Below are 19,574 nucleotides of genomic sequence, written 5' to 3'. Positions count from 1 at the left end.
ATGAATTTAAAGCTTACATTTGCTGCTCTGTTAATTGTACCGATGATGTTGACTGCTTGTGCTAAGAAAGATGAAGCATCTCAGGCTGGGCAAGAATCAGCAGCTTCTACGGCTGTTTCTGAAAAAGTAACACCTGAGCAACAAGCAGCAATTGATGCGATTGATAAGCCAGTTTTAGATGAAAAGAATACCGATGTGGTTGAAGGTAGTGCACCAAGTGAGGCTGCTGCTTCAGAAACACATTAATTTGTTGTTTTTTGTTAAAAAATCCCTGCATATGCGGGGATTTTTTTTGAAATACTGTGATTTGTTGCTGAATTGAAATAAATGAAAGGGTAGAATAACCCGCACTACCTGGGAGGATATTATGGCACTCATTTCAATGCGCCAGCTCTTGGATCACGCTGCTGAACATAACTACGGCGTACCAGCATTTAACGTAAATAACTTAGAACAAATGCGCGCAATCATGCTTGCCGCGGATGCAACCAATTCACCTGTAATTGTTCAAGCATCAGCTGGAGCTCGCAAATATGCAGGCGCTCCATTCTTACGCCATCTTATTTTGGCTGCAATTGAAGAATGGCCACATATTCCAGTGGTAATGCACCAAGATCATGGTACAAGCCCTGATATCTGTCAGCGTTCAATTCAGCTTGGCTTTAGCTCAGTGATGATGGACGGTTCATTGGGTGTAGATGGTAAAACGCCTACATCTTACGAATACAATGTTGATGTAACTCGTAATGTTGTTGCTTTAGCACATGCATGTGGTGTTTCTGTCGAAGGTGAGATTGGCTGTTTAGGTAGCCTTGAAACTGGTATGGCTGGTGAAGAAGATGGTGTGGGTGCAGAAGGTGTGCTTGACCACTCACAACTTTTAACTTCTGTTGAAGAAGCGACTCAGTTCGTTGCTGATACAAATGTTGATGCACTAGCAATTGCAGTTGGTACTTCACACGGTGCGTATAAATTTACGCGTCCACCTACAGGCGATATCTTGGCAATTGACCGCATTAAAGAAATTCATGCGGCATTACCAAATACTCACCTTGTAATGCATGGTTCGAGTTCTGTTCCGCAAGAATGGTTAAAGGTAATCAATGAGTTCGGCGGTAATATCGGCGAAACTTATGGTGTACCTGTTGAGCAGCTTGTAGAAGCAATCAAACATGGTGTACGTAAAATCAACATTGATACTGACTTACGTTTAGCTTCAACTGGTGCGATTCGTCAGTTTTTGGCTGAGAATCCATCTGAGTTTGATCCACGCAAATACTTTGCTAAAACCGTTGATACAATGAAGCAAATTTGTGTTGATCGTTATGAAGCATTTGGTACAGCTGGAAATGCTGACAAGATCCGTCCAATTTCTTTAGAGAAAATGGTTGATCGTTATAAATAATTCCCGTTAGGGTTTAATTTAAAAAAACCGGTTATTTTATATAGCCGGTTTTTTATTATATAAATTTTATTCATAAAAAAACCTGTGATGAACACAGGTTTTGATGAAGAGAAAAAGACTTACTTTTGTAAGTTCTTTTTGTCTAGACTTGGATCTTTAATTTCTACATAGGCATTTGCACGTACTTCACGTAGCCAGCTGTCGATTTCAGTATTAAATTGACGTTCACCTAAAATTTGACGTGCCATACGCTCTTGATATTCATGAGTCATATCTTTTTCACGTTTTTCAGTTACTTGTAAAATGTGCCAGCCAAATTGAGTTTGGAATGGTTCGCTGATTTCACCTACAGGAATTTCCTGCATTTTTTTGTCAAATTCAGGCACCATCATGCCCGGCGTTACCCAACCTAAGCTGCCACCATCACGTGCTGAGCCCGTATCATTTGAATAGGTAGCTGCAAGAGTTGCAAAATCATCACCAGCTTTTAAGCGTTTATAGATGTTATCAATAATTTGCTTGGCATTCTCAAGGCTAACCACTTCAGATGGTTGAATGAGAATGTGGCGAGTTTGATATTGAGGTACTAATGCTTTTTGTTCATTTTGTTTACGTTCAATAAGCTTTAAAACATGTACACCATCACGTACTGAAATTAAGTCGGTTGTTTGACCTTCTTGCAATGGGGTAATACGTGCTGCCAGTTCAGCAGGAATGTCTGAAAGTGGGCGGAATCCCATATCAGCACCATCAACTTTTGCATTTGCAGTTGAAAGTTTTTTCAATGCGTTAATATCATTACTTTGCGCAAGCTTCGAACGTACTTCTTGAGCTACAGATTGAACTTCCTGCGGGTTGTCACCAGTAATACGCATATGAATTACATGTGCTTGGTTTCCTAGTGCAGCTTGTCCCTGAGGTGATTTTAAGAAGTTTTCTACATCTTGATCACTAATTTTAATACGAGACATAACTTGTTGTTGGCGTAAACGACTAATCGCTAAATCCTCGGCGATTCGACCACGTAAACTTTCATAAGTTCCTGGTGCCATAGCATCTAACTTTTGCTGGAAAGCTTCTAAACTTTTAGTTCCAGATTGACTTGCTACTTTTAATACAGCTTCATTTAAGCTTTTTTCATCAGGTTTAATGCCATATTTTTTAACTTGTTCAAGTTGTGCCTGACGTAAGATTAACTGATCTAACACCTGAAATTGTAAATATTGCTGAGGTGGAACCTCTTTTTTTTGTGCTTGTAGTTCGTGAGCGGCTTCAGCCATCCCTTGTTGAAGATCGCTTTTTAAAATTACGCTATTGTCCACAATTGCCACAACTTCATCAGCGGGTTGGGCAAAACTATGCATTGATGAAGAGATTAGGGCAGCAAGGGTAGTTGCTTTAAAAAACTGTTTAAGATGCTTTGTCTTCATTAACGTTGTGTCCAAGATTGATTAATTTTGTTAAAACCTAAAACGCGATTTTCAAGTAAAGACGCGAGTTTATTGTTTAAACCACCTAAACCTTTTAGTGTAATTTCGGCCATAATGGCACGTTTTTCACTAACATCTGGAGATTTTGGATCATCTAGATCGTTATAGTATGAGCGACCATAGACAGAAATGCCCCAGCAACATGACTCATAGTTAACCCCTAACAAGATCTCTCGGGCAACATCATTGTCCATGTCATATTGTACGTGGCCCATAATACGCCAATTGTCTTTAACTGGTTGTATAAACGATGCAACAACCTGATCGTAAGTATCTTGGCGACCTGCAATATCTTTACGATAGAAATAGCCTAAGTTATAAAGATTTCCTTTATCTCCAGTATAATAAACTTGGAAATCACGCTGAGCGTTATCACCATTAGACATCCATGCTGAATTGGCTGCGATTGTGAAGTTTTGGTTTAATTGACTTGTTAAACTTACAACTGGACCCGTATTGCGTTCGGTATCAATCTCGTCTTGTTGCCTTAATGTCACACGGCGATCTTCAAAATAATAACTTTGACCAACACTTGCACGTAAACGCTCTAAGCCTACTGTGTCAAAAAGACTATAACTTACGCCAAGTGATAGAAAGTTGTTGTCTTCAAGACGGTCATGTCCATAGAAACGGTAAGGGTTAAATAATTGATCGTAGCTTACTGATGCTGAAGTTGAGTCAAAGTTTGGATAGCTGCTTTGGTCTTTGTATGGGGCATAGGCATAAAATGCGCGAGGGGTAAGCGTTTGTAAATACTTGCCTTCACGTTCAAAATTCAGTCCAGTGTCTAATGTAAATTGAGGTACAACGACTGATTTATTTTCAGAACCACCATCAAGATTTTGAGATGCGATACTGTCCTTGTCATAGAATGTTTGAATAGAACGTACGGAAACCTCAGGAATTACAAATGCTGCTGGTGTGCGGTAGTTGTAGCGCGTTGCAAACTGGTTGTAGATACGTGTACCACTACTTTCCTGAGCAGAATCATCAGTAATTGATTTCTTGAAGTATGCAGTATCGTTATTGAATTCGTATTGTAAGCCTAATGGATTACCCGTCACATAATTCAATAAGAATTGTGGCAAACGTGCATAAGGCTTATCAACATCGGCAATGTCAGGATCAAGTGTCTGGAAATCTTCGACTTTAAGCTGAGCTTTTAAACCCGGAATACCGTGTTGGTAGTTTAGTTCCCATGCTCTACGTAAGTTTAAGTCTGTTTTAGAGTTAGGGCTACTATCTAAATCTGAGAAATAGTCTTTATCTGAAGCATAGTTGTACTCTAGATTAGTCGACCATTGATCGTTGATATCCCAGTTATGTAAAAAATGGAAATCTTTACGATCTTTATCATCATATTCTTTGTCAGATGGCAGCATGCCACCCCACATTTCACCAGCACCAAATCCATCGGTTAAATATCGAAAGTCACCTTTTAACATGGCACCACGGTCTGCTAAATAACGCGGAGTAAGTGTCAGGTCATAGTTAGGTGCGAGGTTTAAATAAACTGGAACAGAAAGCTCAACACCACCATCATTTGAGAAACCAAACTGTGGATTGAGAATACCTGTAGTTCGGCGATCATCAATCGGGAAGTTAAAGTAAGGAATTGCTAGAACTGGAACATCTTTAACATATAGTTTTGTTCCGTGGGTTGTACCACGTCCAGTTTCCTGATTTAACTCAATTTTATTTGCCTGAATTTTCCAACCTGGTTTTTGACCCGGTGGGCAAGTCGTATAGGTGGCATCGTTAAGAACCATCACATTTGGCGATGTTCTTTCGATTTTTCCTGCATGACCATGTGCATGTTGTTGTTCTGAAATATAAAAACTATTTTCTAAATTACCAGTCTGGTTTTTTAGGTTGTAATTAATTTCGTCACTCTGTGAAAGTAACCCACCTTGAGCGAGTTGTACTCGGCCTTGTGCATGTGCAAAGGTTTGGGTCTTATCAATCGTAACCTTGTCAGCGCGAACTGTGCGTCCTTCCTGATCAATAACGACGTCACCTTCTAAAACAGAATCACCGGCAGGATTATAATGTCCATAATTAGCCGTAACGACAGAAGTCGTCTTATCGGCATCTAAGGCTTTGGTCTGTGGGTTAATCGGTGTAACCCATGTACCCTGGCAAAATGCCGAGCTTAAATATTTATTGTCACGAAGCTGTGCCTCAGGTGCAGATTTATCAACATAATACTGTTGAAAGAACTCTTGACCCGGGTAGGCTTCTTTGATGCTCGCTTTAAGTTGATTATTGTCTATATTGGAGACAACATCAGCTGACTCAGCATAACTTGATTGTATGGAGCCACATAAGAGCGTAAAAATAGCTGTCGCTAAAGGATTAAATTTAAACTGATGCTTCATTGTCTCATTAACCAAGTATGCTAATTCACAATTAATTATTGTCGCATGATAGAGAAAAAGTTTATAAGTGGCTACACTTAACCCTTCAAAAATCTCAGCTTGTTTTAGATTTTATTGCAAATGAATACACAACGTGAACAATTGATATATACATGGCTTACATCTGTTCTTGAAAGTGATCAATTTAAGATCGCTTTTTTAGCAGGTGATGCAAGCTTCCGCCGTTATGCGCGTATCCAGTTACAAAATAAAACGTATATGCTCATGGATGCCCCTCCAGAAAAAGAAGACTGTGTTCCGTTTGTGACCATTGACGAATTTTTTGCAGGCCATGGCGTACGCGTACCGCAGATCGTCGCGAAAGATTTAGCTCAAGGTTTTCTGTTATTGGAAGACTTTGGTGATGTACTGTTGTCGACATTATTAAATGATGAAACAGTCGATAAATATTATGAGCAAAGCTTTAAACAGCTGATTCATTTGCAGTCTGTGAATGGTCAGGAGCAGTTTCCTGCATATTCCTATGAAAAATTGTTAGCTGAAATGAAGCTGTTGACTGACTGGATGCTGCCATCTTTGCAGATTATTCCGGATGCGAAGCAGCAACAGGTGATTGATGATGCTTTCGATTTGTTAGCAAAAACTGCACTGGCTCAGCCGCAAGTGATTGTACATCGTGATTTTCACAGTCGTAATCTGATGAAGATTGAAAATGAACAAGAGTTAGGGGTAATTGATTTTCAGGATGCTGTCATTGGTGCAGATACTTATGACCTAATTTCGATTACTCGCGATGCTTATGTTCAATGGAATGCAGAGCATGTTTACCAATGGTTTAGAGTCTTTTATGACTTATTGCCTGAGTCTGCCAAACAAAACCGTAGTTTTGAACAGTTCAAGCGTGATGCAGATTTAATGGCTATTCAACGCCATATTAAAATTCTGGGCATTTTTGTGCGTCTATTTGAGCGTGATGGTAAATCAGGTTATTTAAAAGATTTACCACGTGTCATGTGGTATTTGCTCGAAGAAAGTCGTGGTTATGCTGAACTTGATGAATTTATGTTATTCATAAATGACATAGTTATGCCTAAGTTCATCGCGAAATATGGTAACTACGAGGTAGTAGCATAATGAAGGCAATGATTCTTGCCGCAGGCTTGGGTAATCGGATGCGTCCACTCACGCTATATACACCAAAGCCTCTGCTTGAGGTAGGCGGTAAGCCGCTTATTGTGTGGCATATTGAAAAACTTAAAAAAATTGGTGTGACTGAAATCGTCATCAATTCTGCATGGTTGGCCGATAAACTCATCAGCAGCTTAGGCGATGGTTCTCAATTTGGTGTGGATATCCGCTGGACACGAGAGGATGAAGGGCTGGAAACAGCTGGTGGAATTATTAACGCTTTGCCACTACTTGGAACAGATCCATTTATTCTAGTGAATGGGGATGTGTGGACGACAATGGATTTTGAAGGTCTACGCCATATTCAGCTAAATGATGATTTAGCACATCTTGTGTTGGTTGATAATCCTAAACAGCACCCTGAAGGTGACTTTACATTATTGGATGGAAGTGTTTTTACATTCGATCAAGATGTGATGGGTGAGAACCTCACTTTTAGTGGTGTGTCTGTTATCCATCCTAAGCTTTTTGATGGATTGGAAGCTGGTAAACGTCCTTTAGCTCCACTGTTGAAACAAGCAATGCACAATCAAAAAATATCTGGTGAAAAGCTTAAAGGTGCATGGGTAGATGTGGGAACGCCTGAGCGTTTAATGGAGCTAGATTTGCAAATTCGTGAAGGCTTCTACGATTAAGTGTGTAATCCCTAATCGTTAACTAGTGTTCCACGATGCATAAATGGGTATACTTTGTTTTAAATTTTACTTAGATGTTATCTGTTTATGCATCCGTTTTTTCAAGAGTTACAACAGGGTAGTCAAAAATTAGGTTTATCGCTTAGCGATGAAGCTTTGGCATTATTGTTAAAGTATCAAGATGCTTTGGTACTTTGGAATAAAGCATATAATCTGACAGCAATTCGTGATCCGAAAGAAATGTTAGTGAAGCATTTGTTGGATAGTCTAAGTATTTTAAATGACTTACCTGAAGGTAGACTGCTTGATGTGGGTACAGGTGGTGGTATGCCTGGCATGATTGTTGCTCTTTGTCAGCCACAACGCCAATGTGTTCTTTTAGATTCTAATGGTAAAAAAATTCGTTTTTTGAAGCAATTTATTGCTGATCTTAAATTGAGTAACGTTGTGGCAGTACAAACACGTGTTGAGAATCAAGATACAATTGATGAGCTTGGCCAGTTTGACGTCATAACAAGTCGAGCTTTTGCTTCTTTAACGGACTTTGTGGATGCGGCTCAGCCATACCTTCATCAGAGCAGTATAATCGCAGCGATGAAAGGTGTAGTACCAGTTGACGAAATTGAGCAGCTCAAGCAGGACTTTTCATGTAAAGTGATTGAACTGCGCGTACCAAGACTTGATGAACAACGTCATTTACTTTTACTTCAACGTATCTAAATAAAAAGTATTAAGGTTACCATGGCTCAAATTATTGCGATTGCAAACCAAAAGGGTGGTGTTGGTAAAACAACGACTGCAGTAAATCTTGCAGCGTCTCTAGCTGTATTAAAAAAACGTGTATTACTTGTAGATATGGACTCACAAGGTAATGCTACGATGGGGTCTGGTATTCAAAAGAACGATCTTTTGTATTCAATTACAGATGTTCTTCTTGGCGAAGTTCCAATTGAAACAGCCATTCAAAAAGCAGAAGTTGGATATAAAGTTCTAGGTTCTAATCGTGAACTTTCAGGTGTAGAGCTTGCTATTGCAGAGCAGGAAGGTCGTGAATTCATTCTAAAGAATGCTTTGAATGAAATCAGAAACTCATTTGACTATATCATTGTGGATTGTGCTCCAAGCTTGAGCTTGATTACTGTTAATGCTTTGGCAGCTGTAGATAGTGTAATTATTCCAATGCAATGCGAATATTATGCGCTAGAGGGTTTAGCTGATTTAACTCAGACCATTGATCGTATTCAAAAGGCACTCAATCCTGATTTAGAAATTATTGGTGTAATACGTACGATGTACGATGCACGAAATGCTTTAACACGTGATGTTTCTGCAGAATTAGAGCAGTATTTCGGCAAAAAGCTTTATGAGACTGTTGTTCCACGTAATGTTCGCTTAGCAGAAGCGCCAGCACATGGTTTACCTGTTATCTATTTCGAAAAAAGTTCTAAAGGTGCAGTTGCATACTTAAATCTTGCAGCTGAGATGTTAAAGAGAAGTAAAGTGAAGAAAGGAAGTAAAGTATGAGCATCAAAAAACGCGGATTGGCTAAAGGACGTGGTTTAGATGCATTACTTGGTTCAATTCAAAAAGAAAAATTACAACTGGAAGCACAGGCGTTAGACCACGGACAGTTAAAGCAAGTTGATGTGAATTTGCTGAAACGTGGTGAATATCAACCACGCCGTTTTATTCATGAGCATGATTTACAAGAGCTGGCATCTTCTATTGAAAAACATGGGGTGATGCAGCCTATTGTCATCCGTCCAGTTGATGATGAAGCTCATCCATTTGAAATCATTGCGGGTGAACGTCGTTGGCGTGCAGCACAAATTGCGGGTTTAACTGAAATTCCAGCAATTGTTCGTGATTTAAATGATCAGGTTGCAATTGCATTAGCATTAATTGAAAACATTCAGCGTCAAGATTTAAATCCGATTGATCAAGCAATAGCTTTACAGCGCTTTCATGATGAATTTGGTCTAAGTCATCAGGAAATTGCCGACACGGTTGGTAAAGCACGTACTACTGTCAGTAATCTATTACGGTTATTGAGTTTAGCTGATGACATTAAAGATTTCATGCAGCAAGGCCAGCTTGATATGGGGCATGCTCGAGCAATTTTGACTTTGAAAGGTAAAGATCAATTAGAAGTTGCTAAAATTGTAATTGAGAAAGGATTGTCCGTTCGTCAAACAGAGCAATTGGTGCGTGATAGAAGTGAGCCTAAACAGGAAAAGGAAAAAGCACCTGTAGCGCCAGATATTGAGCAATTGACACAAAAATTATCAGAGCGTTTTGGCGCAAATGTAAAAATTGATCATAACCAAAAAGGTAAGGGTAAGCTTGTTATTCATTATCATACCTTGGATGAGTTAGATGGCATTTTAAATATTTGTTTGCCAGAATAATTTGCAGTTGGGTCATGTATTTCTAATTTTATATTCTTGGGGAAGAAAATATGTGGGAACTTGTGAGAGCGGGTGGCTGGTTGATGCTGCCTTTAATTCTATGCTCGATTTTAACTGTTGCGATCAGTATTGAACGTTTTGTTCGGTTAAGACGTTCACAAGTTCTACCCGAAGCATTAAGCGGTAAGGGCTCTTTAAAAGCTGAAGATATCGTGGAAAGTTTAGAACAAAATGTAGAAGTGCAAAGTAGTGCATTGGGACATATTTTAAAAGCAGGTTTTGAGCATCGCGAGCATGGTGAGCAATTTGCTCGTGCGCAAATGGAAGTGGCAGCTTCTCAAGAAATTTCTTATTTGGAAAAAAATATTAATTTTTTGGGCACTTTAAGTGCTGTAGCGCCGTTACTCGGGTTACTTGGTACTGTGGTTGGAATTATTGAATCATTTCTTGTGATTGATTTTGGATCAGCTGGTAGTCCAAGTTTAATGATCCCTGGTATCTCTAAAGCATTAATTACCACAGCTGTGGGAATGTTAATTGCAATTCCTGCTCTAATTGCTTATCGCTACTTTCAAAGAGTGGTGCAAGATTATATTGCTGAATTAGAACAGCAATCGACCTTGTTTCATGCTTCATTGTTCTATAAGCGTTCTTCTTCTGTAGCTGAACACCGCCGTGTTGGTTAAGAGATGGACGCCAAATGAAGTTTAAACGTTCTCAAGTTGAAGATATTCATATCAATTTAACGCCTATGATTGATTGTTTGTTGTTCATTATGGTTTTTTTATTACTGTCTACCACTTTTAATCAGCCAAGTCGCATCAATTTAACATTACCAGATGCACAAGGTGTTCCACCAAAACAGTACGATCATAAAATTGAAGTCGTGGTAGACTCTGCTGGTCATTATGCTGTGAATGGTCAAGCACTTTCATCTAAAGAGGTTGCTGATCTGAGTACTGCAATTAAGCAAGTTGCTCAAGAGCACCGTGATTTTATGTTCATCATTGCTGCGGATGCCAAAGCATCTCATCAGGATGTCATTCGTGTTATGGATGTAGCAGGACAGCTCGGTTTTGTTAACATCAATATTAGTACCAAAGTTCCTTCTAGAGGTTTTTCTGAGTGAATCAAGATTTTAAGGTTTATAAGCGTCTCATAGCCTATTTAAAACCTTATTGGGGCGCGGCCTTATTAGTACTTATCGGGTTCGGTATTAACTCAGCAACAGAAGTTTCCGTTGCTAAATTGATTAAATTTATTATTGATGCAATCCAAAACAGCAGCAGAGCTGATTTGGATTGGTTCCCGTTATTAATTATTTTATTAGTATTCTTCCGTGGCTTAGGTCTATTTATGGGCGGCTACTATACTGCGGTGATTTCACGTAGTTTAGTTTTTAGTATTCGTCAGGAAGTTTATGCGAAACTTTTAAAGCTCCCAGCACAATATTACTTAGATAATTCATCTGGTCATATTACTGCCAAAATTATGTATAACGTTGAACAGCTAACAGCTGCATCTTCGGAATCATTAAGAACCATTGTTAGGGATGGGATGATTACTCTTGGACTATTAGGCTATCTGTTCTATACCAATTGGCGTCTTACCTTATGCGTTTTTGTGTTTTTACCAGTGATTGGTGTATTGGTACGTAAAGCTTCGAAACGTATGCGAAAGCTTTCGTTACAAGTTCAAGATACGATGGGCGATGTGAACCATGTTGTCCAAGAAAGTATTAATGGTAATGCCGTAGTAAAGACTTTTGCCGGTGAGGAATCTGAACAAAAACGTTTCTATAAGTCATCGGAAGAGAACTTAAAACGTGGTTTAAAAATGGTGATTGTACAAAACCTGAATAGTCCGGTTGTTCAGGTGGTAATGGCTTGTGCTATGGCTCTTATCGTATGGTTAGCTTTACGACCTCAGATTTTAGGCACTACAAGTGCTGGTGAATTTGTAGCCTACCTTACAGCAGCTGGTCTGTTAGCAAAACCAGTTAAAAGCTTGACTGATGTCAATGAAAAGTTACAACGTGGTTTAGCAGCAGCTCATTCTGTTTTTGAATTACTAGATTTACCTGAAGAGCAAAACAATGGCCAATTGAAGCCTAAATTAAATGGCGCAATCCGTTTTGATCATGTGACATTAAATTATGCTGATGGCATATCAGCTATTAAAGATTTTTCTTTGGATATTCGTCCAGGTCAAACTGTGGCATTGGTTGGTCGTTCAGGGGCGGGTAAAAGTTCATTAGTTAATATGTTGGTACGTTTTCAAGAAGTATCAAGTGGACAAATTTATTTAGATGATTTGCCAATTAATGATATTGAGCTTTCTAGTCTGCGCACGCAAATTGCAATGGTAAATCAACAAGTTATATTGTTTAACCGCACTATTCGTGAAAACATCGCATATGGTCAGTTGGAAGGTGCATCAGATGAAAAAATCTATGCAGCGGCAAAAGCAGCATATGCACATGATTTCATTATGAATTTACCAAACGGTTATGACACTGTTTTGGGTGCGCAAGGTCTAAACCTATCAGGTGGTCAGCGTCAGCGAATTGCAATTGCTCGAGCAATTTTAAAGAATGCTCCAATTCTAATTTTAGATGAAGCAACAAGTGCTCTCGATAATGAATCTGAACATTTTATTCAGCAAGCATTTGATGAAGCGATGCAAGACCGTACAACGATCGTTATCGCACACCGTTTATCAACAATTGAAAATGCTGATTGTATTGTAGTGATGGATCAAGGGAAAATTGTTGAGCAAGGTACTCATAAAGAGCTTCTTGAAAAACATGGTGCTTATTATCAATTACATCAGCGTAATTTTGAGGATAACTAAGCATGTCATTGGCCCAGCTGATCCAGAATGCATGGAATAAGCAATCGAGTTGGTTGATTGCTTTACGTCCATTATCTTGTTTGTATCGTGCTGGGTTTCTATTAAATCGTAATTTTTATACTGTGGGTTTAAAAAAAGTCTATAAAGCTCCTGTACCTGTTATGGTAATTGGAAATATTACCGTGGGTGGAAGTGGAAAAACTCCATTATTAATACAGCTGGTGAATTATTTACAACAACACAATGTCAAAGTTGGTGTAATTAGCCGTGGGTATGGTGGTACAGGTCCTTTTCCAATGTTGGTTACTTCGGGTGCTCAAGCAACTCGGGTTGGAGATGAGCCTGCATTAATTGTTCAATCGACAAGTGTACCAATGGCAGTGGGTCCTAATAGGCAGGCTGCAATAGAACTTTTACTAGCATCAACACAACTAGATTTAATTATTAGTGATGATGGCTTACAGCATTGGGCATTAGGACGACAAATCGAGTGGATTGTACTCGACCAAAATCGTGGCTTAGGAAATCAAAAACTATTACCTGAAGGATATTTGAGAGAGCCAGTTGAGCGTTTAGAAACTGGAATAGTAATTGAACATGCGTATAAACCAACTACAGAATTAAATATGCATCTTGAGACTGGACAGCCATATTTACTCAATCCTTCGCCAAGGGTCGAACACAGTTTTAATCCTCAAGGTAATTATCATGCTGTAGTGGGTATTGGCTTTCCACAACGTTTTTATCAAACACTTAAAGCTCTAGGCCTGAAACAATTTCAAGAACATGCGTTTCGTGACCATCATGATTACTCAATCAATGATTTAATTTTTAATGATGAACTGCCACTTATTACAACTGAAAAAGATGCAGTTAAATTATTACCATTGCTTGAAAAAAATCCGGAATTTAAACAGCCTATTTGGGTTGTTCCTGTTAAAGCTATCCTGTCTGTAGAGTGTTATCAGGTTTTAAAGCAGCAACTGCAGCAACTTGATATCCAATTATCTTAGGAAGAACAAATGAAACACATCGTCATTCCAGCACGCTTCTCAAGTTCGCGTTTGCCAGGTAAACCATTGTTGCTTATTCATGACCGTCCTATGATTTTACGTGTAGTCGATCAAGCCAAAAAAGTCGAAGGCTTTGATGATCTATGTGTGGCAACAGATGATGAACGTATTGCTGAGATTTGCCGTGCAGATGGTGTAGATGTTGTTCTCACAAGTCCTGATCACCCATCAGGAACAGACCGATTAAGCGAAGTTGCTCGTCTTAAAGGTTGGGATGCTGATGACATTATTGTAAATGTTCAGGGAGATGAACCTTTATTACCAGCCCAACTTGTTAAACAAGTTGCAAAACTTTTGGTTGATAAACCAAATTGTTCAATGTCGACGTTATGCGAGCCTATTCATACCTTAGACGAGTTTCAGCGCGATAGTATTGTAAAAGTAGTCATGTCTAAACAAAATGAAGCTTTATATTTTAGCCGAGCAACTATTCCTTATGATCGAGATGGGGCTAAGCATGATGAACCGACTTTACATACACAAGCATTTCGTCATTTGGGTTTATATGCGTATCGAGTGAGCTTATTGCAAGAATATGTGACCTGGGATATGGGTAAGCTTGAAAAATTAGAAAGTCTTGAACAATTACGTGTTTTAGAAAATGGACATCGTATTGCTATTGCTGTTGCTCAAGCAAATTTACCACCTGGTGTGGACACTCAAGCTGATCTTGATCGCTTAAATAATATGCCTGTCGAATCTTTTGAATAAGCGTTAATTTTTAATGAATCCGAATGTAACTTCAAAGGTTTATCCTTGGCAAAAAACAACTTGGGATACCTTAACAACAAGGTTTCCCAATATTGGGCATGGCCTATTATTCTATGGCAAGCAAGGCTGTGGGAAGCATGCTTTTGCTAAGCATTTTTTGGCGTGGGTGCTTTGTCTCAATAAGCAACCTCATGGTGCTTGTGGTGAGTGTAGTAGTTGTCAATGGTTAAAATCAGACACTCATCCAAATTATGTTCATATCACAACAGATGAAGAAAATAAAAAGCAAAATGCAAAAATAAAAATCGAAAAGATTCGAGATTTACTGCCTTTCGTGCAGCAAACTGGAGAGGGCTGGCGAGTTATTCTTATTGAGCCTGCGGAAGCTCTTAACTTGGCATCCTCAAATGCATTATTAAAAACCTTAGAAGAGCCCGGTGAGCGTGTTGTTTTAATTTTATTGGCTGATCACTACCTTAAATTACCAGCCACTATTCGTAGCCGATTGCAGCATTTTGCTTTAGATCGCATTTCATATGAGCAGGCTACTTCATATTTGAATGAGCATTTATCTGAAATTGCAGAAGTACAACCTGATTTATTACTTGGCCTATCTAATGATATGCCTTTACAAGCAATAGAAATTGCAAAAAGTGATTGGTTTGCTAAACGACAGACTTTCTTAAATGATTGGCTAAAAATTGTAGCTCAAAAAAATATGCCTTTATTTTTCTCAGGAAAATGGCAAAAAGAATTAAGTTTTAGTGATTTTATCGTACTTTTTGAGTACTTGTTGGGAGATTTAATTTGTGTCAAGCTAAATCAACCGCAGAAAAATACAGATTTAGATTTTGATCAATTAAGTCCATATTACGATTTAGAAAGCTTATTCAATATTTATAGTGAACTACAACAAGCAAAAAAGCTGGTTGAGCAAAATGTACAAAGTCAACTTATTATAGATCAATTGTTTATAACGTTAATGAATATTTAAGGGGAAGATTATGCAGCCGCAAATGGGGGGGATTATTCAGGTAAATATTCCTGATAGAGCTACTTTACAAGCAAGCTATATGGGATATGTGCAAGGTGGAGGCCTATTTGTACCATCAAAACAAAAAGTAAAAATGGGACAAGAAATTTTCATTTTAGCTACTTTGCCTGAGCAGTCTCAAAAAATTCCTCTTACGGGTAAGGTGATTTGGATATCGCACAAGCAGAGTGGATTTAAACCTCAAGGTTTTGCTATTCAATTAAGTGGAGATAAGGGAATTTACTATAAAGCTGAGGCAGAAAGAGTTTTGGCTGGTAGTATGTCTCTAGATCGTCCAAGTTATACCATGTAGTCAAATAGGATAAAAAAGTGTTTGTTGATACGCATTGCCATTTAACGATGTTAGATTTAACGCCCTACAACGGTGATCTAGACCTTGCGCTCGCTGCAGCGCGAGCAGAAGGCGTGTCTAAATTTATGGCAATATCCGTTGATCTTGATGACCACATTGCATTAGCAGAAATTGCAAAGAGGCATGAAGATGTTGGATATACGGTAGGGGTACATCCTTGTGAAGATGTCGATACGATGGCACGTGCAACGACCGAACATTTGATCGAGTTAGCTCGATCAGAAAAAGTATGGGCTCTGGGTGAAACTGGATTGGATTATTATCACAGTGCAGATTTTATTGAAGAGCAAAAGGCATGTTTTGCCAGACATATCCAAGCTTCGAAAATTGTAAAAAAACCAGTCGTCGTCCATACGCGTTCAGCAAAGCATGATACGGTAGATATTATTCGTGCTGAAAACTCCACGCATGGAATTTTGCATTGTTTTACCGAAGATTGGGAAACTGCTAAGGCTGTGTTGGATTGTGGTTATTACATTTCTTTTTCAGGTATTGTGTCATTTAAAAATGCACAAGACTTGCGTGATGTAGCTAAACAAGTTCCACTAGATCGACTTTTAATTGAAACAGATAGTCCTTATTTAGCACCTGTGCCATATCGCGGTAAAACAAATGAGCCAAAATATGTGCCTTATGTAGCCAAAGCGCTCAGCGATGTATATGATAAATCGGTTGAGGAAATTGCAATGATCACCTCACAAAATTTTGAGAACTTGCTAAAAGCGATTTAAGTTATAGAAACTATATAAGAGAGTAATTGCGTGAAGATGGATCGTCAGGCTCAGTTCCGAGCAAGAGAAGTATTAATATTTCAGGTTGCGGAGCAATTATTGCTAGAAAATGGCGAAGCTGGAATGACACTTGATGTCTTGGCTGCTGAGCTTGATTTAGCAAAAGGAACTTTGTACAAACACTTTCAAAGTAAAGATGAGTTGTACATGCTATTGATTATCCGTAATGAACGTATGTTACTCGAAATGGTTCAAGATACTGAAAAGGCCTTTCCAGAACATTTGGCCTTTTTTATGCTGCATCATTTACATCATCCTGAACGGACAGTTTTATTTCATCAAATTGAGGAAAAACTTTCGATTACAGCTCAAGGAGTACACCACCTTTTTAATGAGCTTTATCAAGTGCGTAAACAGCGATTACGAATTATCATTCGAATGACAGATCACTATTTAGAATCAATTCAAAGCAATATGACAACTCGAGATTATCTGGCATCTATTTGGTCGTTAACTCATGGTGCAGCAGCTATTCTCAACTCAAGTTTTTATCAACGCTATTTAGGTTCAAGGGACACTTTAAGAGTGGCTTATATTGATCAGGCATTGGCCTTACCTAAACAAAGTGTTGAACAATATGCTTAATAGGTCGATATGAAATCTCAATCACCGCCTAAATCACAAAAAGGTTTTACCCTCATTGAAGTGATGGTGGTGATTGTTATTATGACGATTATGACCTCTCTTGTTGTACTTAATATAGGTGGGGTTGACCAAAAGAAAGCGATGCAAGCAAGAGAGTTATTTTTGCTTGATGCACATAAAATTGGTAAAGAGTCACTTGATCAATCTCGTGTTTTAGCTTTATCTACCTTAAGTGAAACAGACGTTTCTCCATTTTCCTATGAACTCTATGAATACCACGATCAGAGTAAATTACAGGTCCAAGATTTAAAAAACCGTTGGCAAAAATATCCAGAATTTACTACGCGCCAATTGCCTAAACATGTATCGTTTACAGTACAACCTCTAGATGGTCAAACCTATTCAAAAGCTACGAATACAGATTTAGTTGGTGGACAGGCTCCCCAATTAATCTGGTTTGGAAATGGTGAAGCTAAAACAGTTAAAATACAGTTTTACTTTGAACAAAAACCAATTGGTTCAGAAATACAAATTGATCATTTGGGTAAAATAAATGAAATCTAAAGGCTTTACTCTATTAGAAGTAATGGTAGCTTTAGCAATTTTTGCGGTAGCTGCCGTCGCCTTAACTAAAGTGGCCATGCAATATACCCAATCTACCTCAAATGCAATTCTTAGAACAAAAGCTCAGTTTGTGGCAATGAATGAAGTTGCCTTAATGGAGATAAATCAAGAATGGTTGCAAGGAACTCAAAGTAAACAGGTTACTTCTCAAGGTGAAACTTGGCAGATTGATAAATCTGCTGAGTCTACAGTCAGCCCGAATGTTCAGAAAGTAGATTTGCAAATTAGCTTATATGATTCTGATAAAGGGAAAGTTCAAAATGGTATTACCCATTTGGTATTTTTTAATTATCCAATGAAAGTAAAATAATGATAAAAAATAAATATCTTTGCTCGAGAATCCCAGCTTCCCGTCTTACGGCACGATCGAGCAGTGCTCGATTAACTCGCGCCTCAGGATTTACTTTAGTTGAGCTTTTAGTCGCAATTGCAATTTTTGCTGTTCTATCTTTGTTGGGTTGGAAGATTTTTGATTATTTATTAAAAGTTCGTGACCGTAATGCTCAACATGAAGTGCAGTTATTTGAATTACAAGATGCGTATCAACAAGTTTTGCGAGATACACTGCAAATTATACCTTTATCGGCAAATCAAGGGGGACAGCTTCATCCAGCATTAGAGCTTGATAACCAAGTTCTCCATTTTAGTAAGGCTGGTGTTACTGATCCATTAAAACAAGGTTTATCACCTTTTGAGCGTATTGAATATAAATATGATCCTGATCAAAAAAAGCTTTATCGTCTTAAATATAGCAATTTAAATACTTCAAATAGAGAGCAACCATTATCAAGTACGCTGTTGAGCCAAGTCGAACAATTTCAAATTATGGTGCTCACGCCACAAGAAGTGACAAAGTGGCCAGAAATTAATATTGATCCCACAAAACCTGAAGAATTTAGAAAGCTGCCGAAAGGAATAAAAATACAACTCACAGTTGCCGGTGTAAGTTATGAGTGGATTTATAGCTTAAATCAAGGTGATTTATCGCTCTCCAAGCAAGGAGCGCAATAATGTTATTCTATAAAAAAAATCAGCAAGGTGTTGCTTTGCTCACCATTCTAATTATGGTTGCATTGGCTACAATTTTAGCTGCCTCTATTGCAAAGCATCAAACCAATACGATGGAAAATACTGGCTATTTAATGCGTCAAAATCAGTCATTACTCTATGCAAAAAGTGCAGAGGCCTTTTTTTCTGAATTATTAATTCAAGATGCAAACAATGCTGGTAGCGTTGATCATTTAAAAGAAACGTGGGCACAGCCGATGCCACCTTTTCCGATAGAAGATGGATTAGTATCAGGACGTTTACTAGATGAGTCAGGCAAATTTAACCTAAACAATTTGACGACGAATGAAGGTAATGTAAACAAAGCTGCTAAAAATTGGTTTGAGCGGTTACTTGTACGTGTAGGCTTGTCAGCAGAGTTAAGTCAAGCAGTTATTGATTGGCAAGATCCAGATGACGAACCATCTGGGCCTATGGGGGCGGAAAGCAGTTATTATGAAGGCCTTGATCCTAGTTATTTAGCTTCAAATGCTAAATTTCATCGTATTGAAGAGTTAAAGTTAGTAAGAGGTTTTGATGGTAAGAAATATGACTTAATTGCTCCCTATATTTCTGCCTTGCCCGAAAATACAAAAGTGAATATTAATACGGCCCCAGCATTAGTCTTAGCGAGTATGGATCAAAAATTAGATTTAGGGGCGATAGAAAAAGAACTTCAGATGCGCCAACAAAATTTAAAATTCTTTCAAAATATTGATGAATTATGGCAACTGAATGCTTTTTCAACAGTTGATACTCAAAATAGAACTGAGCTGAATAGCCTGTTAGATGTAAAGTCGAGTTTTTTTCAAGCACAAATTGAGGTTGTGCTAAATAATCGGAAAAGACAATTTACAAGTGCACTAATGCGTAATGATAAGCAGGTTTATGTTTATTCTAGAAATATGGCATCATTTAACTAATTGAAAAGTTTTGATTTATTTGTTTAGATCATATTGTTAAAAAAGTCATGGTTAGAA

The 19,574-nt window shown here is 38.3% G+C and carries 22 protein-coding genes; 20 read left to right on the top strand and 2 right to left on the bottom strand.

Annotation, left to right across the window (positions count from 1 at the left end; genetic code table 11):
* Both F935_RS07275 and fba read left to right on the top strand, forming a co-directional pair.
* Nucleotides 1-246 carry a hypothetical protein gene (locus F935_RS07275; RefSeq protein WP_005041128.1) on the top strand — a complete coding sequence of 82 codons (246 nt, stop codon included), beginning with the start codon at nt 1-3 and terminating at the stop codon, nt 244-246.
* 121 nt (nt 247-367) lie between these two features.
* Nucleotides 368-1,405 carry a class II fructose-bisphosphate aldolase gene (gene fba / locus F935_RS07270; RefSeq protein ID WP_016138320.1) on the top strand — a complete coding sequence of 346 codons (1,038 nt, stop codon included), beginning with the start codon at nt 368-370 and terminating at the stop codon, nt 1,403-1,405.
* A gap of 119 nt (nt 1,406-1,524) precedes the next feature.
* Here the strand turns inward: fba and F935_RS07265 are convergent, their stop codons facing one another.
* Both F935_RS07265 and F935_RS07260 read right to left on the bottom strand, forming a co-directional pair.
* Nucleotides 1,525-2,835, bottom strand: coding sequence for a peptidylprolyl isomerase (locus F935_RS07265; protein ID WP_016138319.1), 1,311 nt, complete (start codon nt 2,833-2,835; stop codon nt 1,525-1,527).
* On the bottom strand, nt 2,835-5,273 hold the full coding sequence (locus tag F935_RS07260; RefSeq protein WP_016138318.1) for an LPS-assembly protein LptD: 2,439 nt from the start codon (nt 5,271-5,273) through the stop codon (nt 2,835-2,837). The genes F935_RS07265 and F935_RS07260 overlap by 1 nt, the downstream gene beginning before the upstream one ends.
* A 120-nt stretch (nt 5,274-5,393) precedes the next feature.
* Here F935_RS07260 and F935_RS07255 point away from each other — a divergent pair, with 120 nt between their 5' ends.
* The 18 genes from F935_RS07255 to gspK all read left to right on the top strand — a co-directional run bounded on the left by F935_RS07255 (nt 5,394) and on the right by gspK (nt 19,517).
* The gene (locus F935_RS07255; protein ID WP_016138317.1) at nt 5,394-6,407 is read left to right on the top strand and encodes an aminoglycoside phosphotransferase family protein; all 1,014 of its coding nucleotides are present in this window, start codon (nt 5,394-5,396) and stop codon (nt 6,405-6,407) included.
* The gene (gene murU, locus F935_RS07250; RefSeq protein WP_016138316.1) at nt 6,407-7,096 is read left to right on the top strand and encodes an N-acetylmuramate alpha-1-phosphate uridylyltransferase MurU; all 690 of its coding nucleotides are present in this window, start codon (nt 6,407-6,409) and stop codon (nt 7,094-7,096) included. The genes F935_RS07255 and murU overlap by 1 nt, the downstream gene beginning before the upstream one ends.
* A gap of 87 nt (nt 7,097-7,183) precedes the next feature.
* Nucleotides 7,184-7,816, top strand: coding sequence for a 16S rRNA (guanine(527)-N(7))-methyltransferase RsmG (gene rsmG / locus F935_RS07245; RefSeq protein WP_016138315.1), 633 nt, complete (start codon nt 7,184-7,186; stop codon nt 7,814-7,816).
* Nucleotides 7,817-7,837: 21 nt separating this feature from the next.
* On the top strand, nt 7,838-8,620 hold the full coding sequence (locus F935_RS07240; protein WP_016138314.1) for a ParA family protein: 783 nt from the start codon (nt 7,838-7,840) through the stop codon (nt 8,618-8,620).
* Nucleotides 8,617-9,504, top strand: a complete 888-nt coding sequence (locus tag F935_RS07235; protein WP_016138313.1) for a ParB/RepB/Spo0J family partition protein — start codon at nt 8,617-8,619, stop codon at nt 9,502-9,504. The genes F935_RS07240 and F935_RS07235 overlap by 4 nt, the downstream gene beginning before the upstream one ends.
* Nucleotides 9,505-9,554: 50 nt before the next feature.
* Nucleotides 9,555-10,190, top strand: a complete 636-nt coding sequence (locus F935_RS07230; protein WP_016138312.1) for a MotA/TolQ/ExbB proton channel family protein — start codon at nt 9,555-9,557, stop codon at nt 10,188-10,190.
* Nucleotides 10,191-10,204: 14 nt separating this feature from the next.
* A complete protein-coding gene (locus tag F935_RS07225; RefSeq protein WP_016138311.1) occupies nt 10,205-10,633 on the top strand; it encodes an ExbD/TolR family protein in 429 nt (142 codons plus the stop codon).
* Nucleotides 10,630-12,357 carry a lipid A export permease/ATP-binding protein MsbA gene (msbA, locus tag F935_RS07220; RefSeq protein ID WP_016138310.1) on the top strand — a complete coding sequence of 576 codons (1,728 nt, stop codon included), beginning with the start codon at nt 10,630-10,632 and terminating at the stop codon, nt 12,355-12,357. The genes F935_RS07225 and msbA overlap by 4 nt, the downstream gene beginning before the upstream one ends.
* 2 nt (nt 12,358-12,359) lie before the next feature.
* On the top strand, nt 12,360-13,370 hold the full coding sequence (lpxK, locus tag F935_RS07215) for a tetraacyldisaccharide 4'-kinase (protein ID WP_016138309.1): 1,011 nt from the start codon (nt 12,360-12,362) through the stop codon (nt 13,368-13,370).
* 9 nt (nt 13,371-13,379) lie between these two features.
* Nucleotides 13,380-14,141: a 3-deoxy-manno-octulosonate cytidylyltransferase gene (kdsB, locus tag F935_RS07210; RefSeq protein ID WP_016138308.1), complete on the top strand. Its 762-nt coding sequence runs from the start codon at nt 13,380-13,382 to the stop codon at nt 14,139-14,141.
* 13 nt (nt 14,142-14,154) lie between these two features.
* Nucleotides 14,155-15,135, top strand: a complete 981-nt coding sequence (locus F935_RS07205; protein ID WP_016138307.1) for a DNA polymerase III, delta' subunit — start codon at nt 14,155-14,157, stop codon at nt 15,133-15,135.
* Between the two features lie 10 nt (nt 15,136-15,145).
* A complete protein-coding gene (locus tag F935_RS07200) occupies nt 15,146-15,487 on the top strand; it encodes a PilZ domain-containing protein (RefSeq protein WP_003651467.1) in 342 nt (113 codons plus the stop codon).
* Nucleotides 15,488-15,504: 17 nt separating this feature from the next.
* Entirely contained in the window at nt 15,505-16,278 is a 774-nt protein-coding gene (locus F935_RS07195) for a TatD family hydrolase (RefSeq protein WP_016138306.1), read from the top strand.
* Between the two features lie 36 nt (nt 16,279-16,314).
* Nucleotides 16,315-16,923 carry a TetR/AcrR family transcriptional regulator gene (locus F935_RS07190; RefSeq protein WP_016138305.1) on the top strand — a complete coding sequence of 203 codons (609 nt, stop codon included), beginning with the start codon at nt 16,315-16,317 and terminating at the stop codon, nt 16,921-16,923.
* Nucleotides 16,924-16,932: 9 nt separating this feature from the next.
* Nucleotides 16,933-17,487: a type II secretion system protein gene (locus F935_RS07185; RefSeq protein WP_016138304.1), complete on the top strand. Its 555-nt coding sequence runs from the start codon at nt 16,933-16,935 to the stop codon at nt 17,485-17,487.
* Nucleotides 17,477-17,857, top strand: a complete 381-nt coding sequence (gene gspI / locus F935_RS07180) for a type II secretion system minor pseudopilin GspI (RefSeq protein WP_016138303.1) — start codon at nt 17,477-17,479, stop codon at nt 17,855-17,857. Before F935_RS07185 ends, gspI begins: the two co-directional genes overlap by 11 nt.
* Entirely contained in the window at nt 17,857-18,558 is a 702-nt protein-coding gene (gene gspJ, locus F935_RS07175; protein WP_016138302.1) for a type II secretion system minor pseudopilin GspJ, read from the top strand. Before gspI ends, gspJ begins: the two co-directional genes overlap by 1 nt.
* Entirely contained in the window at nt 18,558-19,517 is a 960-nt protein-coding gene (gene gspK, locus F935_RS07170; protein ID WP_016138301.1) for a type II secretion system minor pseudopilin GspK, read from the top strand. The genes gspJ and gspK overlap by 1 nt, the downstream gene beginning before the upstream one ends.
* Nucleotides 19,518-19,574: the final 57 nt, after the last annotated feature.

Origin of the sequence: Acinetobacter calcoaceticus ANC 3811 (assembly GCF_000399665.1) — a bacterium.
Lineage (GTDB): Bacteria > Pseudomonadota > Gammaproteobacteria > Pseudomonadales > Moraxellaceae > Acinetobacter > Acinetobacter calcoaceticus_B.
The sequence above is the reverse complement of the archived record's forward strand: the minus strand, read 5'-3'. Positions and strand labels throughout refer to the sequence as shown.

Bases quoted from the DNA above. Each gene is read 5' to 3' on its own strand.
- F935_RS07275 (WP_005041128.1), top strand. From the start codon at position 1: ATGAATTTAAAGCTTACATTTGCTGCTCTGTTAATTGTACCGATGATG.
- fba (WP_016138320.1), top strand. From the start codon at position 368: ATGGCACTCATTTCAATGCGCCAGCTCTTGGATCACGCTGCTGAACAT.
- F935_RS07265 (WP_016138319.1), bottom strand. From the start codon at position 2,835: ATGAAGACAAAGCATCTTAAACAGTTTTTTAAAGCAACTACCCTTGCT.
- F935_RS07260 (WP_016138318.1), bottom strand. From the start codon at position 5,273: ATGAAGCATCAGTTTAAATTTAATCCTTTAGCGACAGCTATTTTTACG.
- F935_RS07255 (WP_016138317.1), top strand. From the start codon at position 5,394: ATGAATACACAACGTGAACAATTGATATATACATGGCTTACATCTGTT.
- murU (WP_016138316.1), top strand. From the start codon at position 6,407: ATGAAGGCAATGATTCTTGCCGCAGGCTTGGGTAATCGGATGCGTCCA.
- rsmG (WP_016138315.1), top strand. From the start codon at position 7,184: ATGCATCCGTTTTTTCAAGAGTTACAACAGGGTAGTCAAAAATTAGGT.
- F935_RS07240 (WP_016138314.1), top strand. From the start codon at position 7,838: ATGGCTCAAATTATTGCGATTGCAAACCAAAAGGGTGGTGTTGGTAAA.
- F935_RS07235 (WP_016138313.1), top strand. From the start codon at position 8,617: ATGAGCATCAAAAAACGCGGATTGGCTAAAGGACGTGGTTTAGATGCA.
- F935_RS07230 (WP_016138312.1), top strand. From the start codon at position 9,555: ATGTGGGAACTTGTGAGAGCGGGTGGCTGGTTGATGCTGCCTTTAATT.
- F935_RS07225 (WP_016138311.1), top strand. From the start codon at position 10,205: ATGAAGTTTAAACGTTCTCAAGTTGAAGATATTCATATCAATTTAACG.
- lpxK (WP_016138309.1), top strand. From the start codon at position 12,360: ATGTCATTGGCCCAGCTGATCCAGAATGCATGGAATAAGCAATCGAGT.
- kdsB (WP_016138308.1), top strand. From the start codon at position 13,380: ATGAAACACATCGTCATTCCAGCACGCTTCTCAAGTTCGCGTTTGCCA.
- F935_RS07205 (WP_016138307.1), top strand. From the start codon at position 14,155: ATGAATCCGAATGTAACTTCAAAGGTTTATCCTTGGCAAAAAACAACT.
- F935_RS07200 (WP_003651467.1), top strand. From the start codon at position 15,146: ATGCAGCCGCAAATGGGGGGGATTATTCAGGTAAATATTCCTGATAGA.
- F935_RS07190 (WP_016138305.1), top strand. From the start codon at position 16,315: ATGGATCGTCAGGCTCAGTTCCGAGCAAGAGAAGTATTAATATTTCAG.
- F935_RS07185 (WP_016138304.1), top strand. From the start codon at position 16,933: ATGAAATCTCAATCACCGCCTAAATCACAAAAAGGTTTTACCCTCATT.
- gspI (WP_016138303.1), top strand. From the start codon at position 17,477: ATGAAATCTAAAGGCTTTACTCTATTAGAAGTAATGGTAGCTTTAGCA.
- gspJ (WP_016138302.1), top strand. From the start codon at position 17,857: ATGATAAAAAATAAATATCTTTGCTCGAGAATCCCAGCTTCCCGTCTT.
- gspK (WP_016138301.1), top strand. From the start codon at position 18,558: ATGTTATTCTATAAAAAAAATCAGCAAGGTGTTGCTTTGCTCACCATT.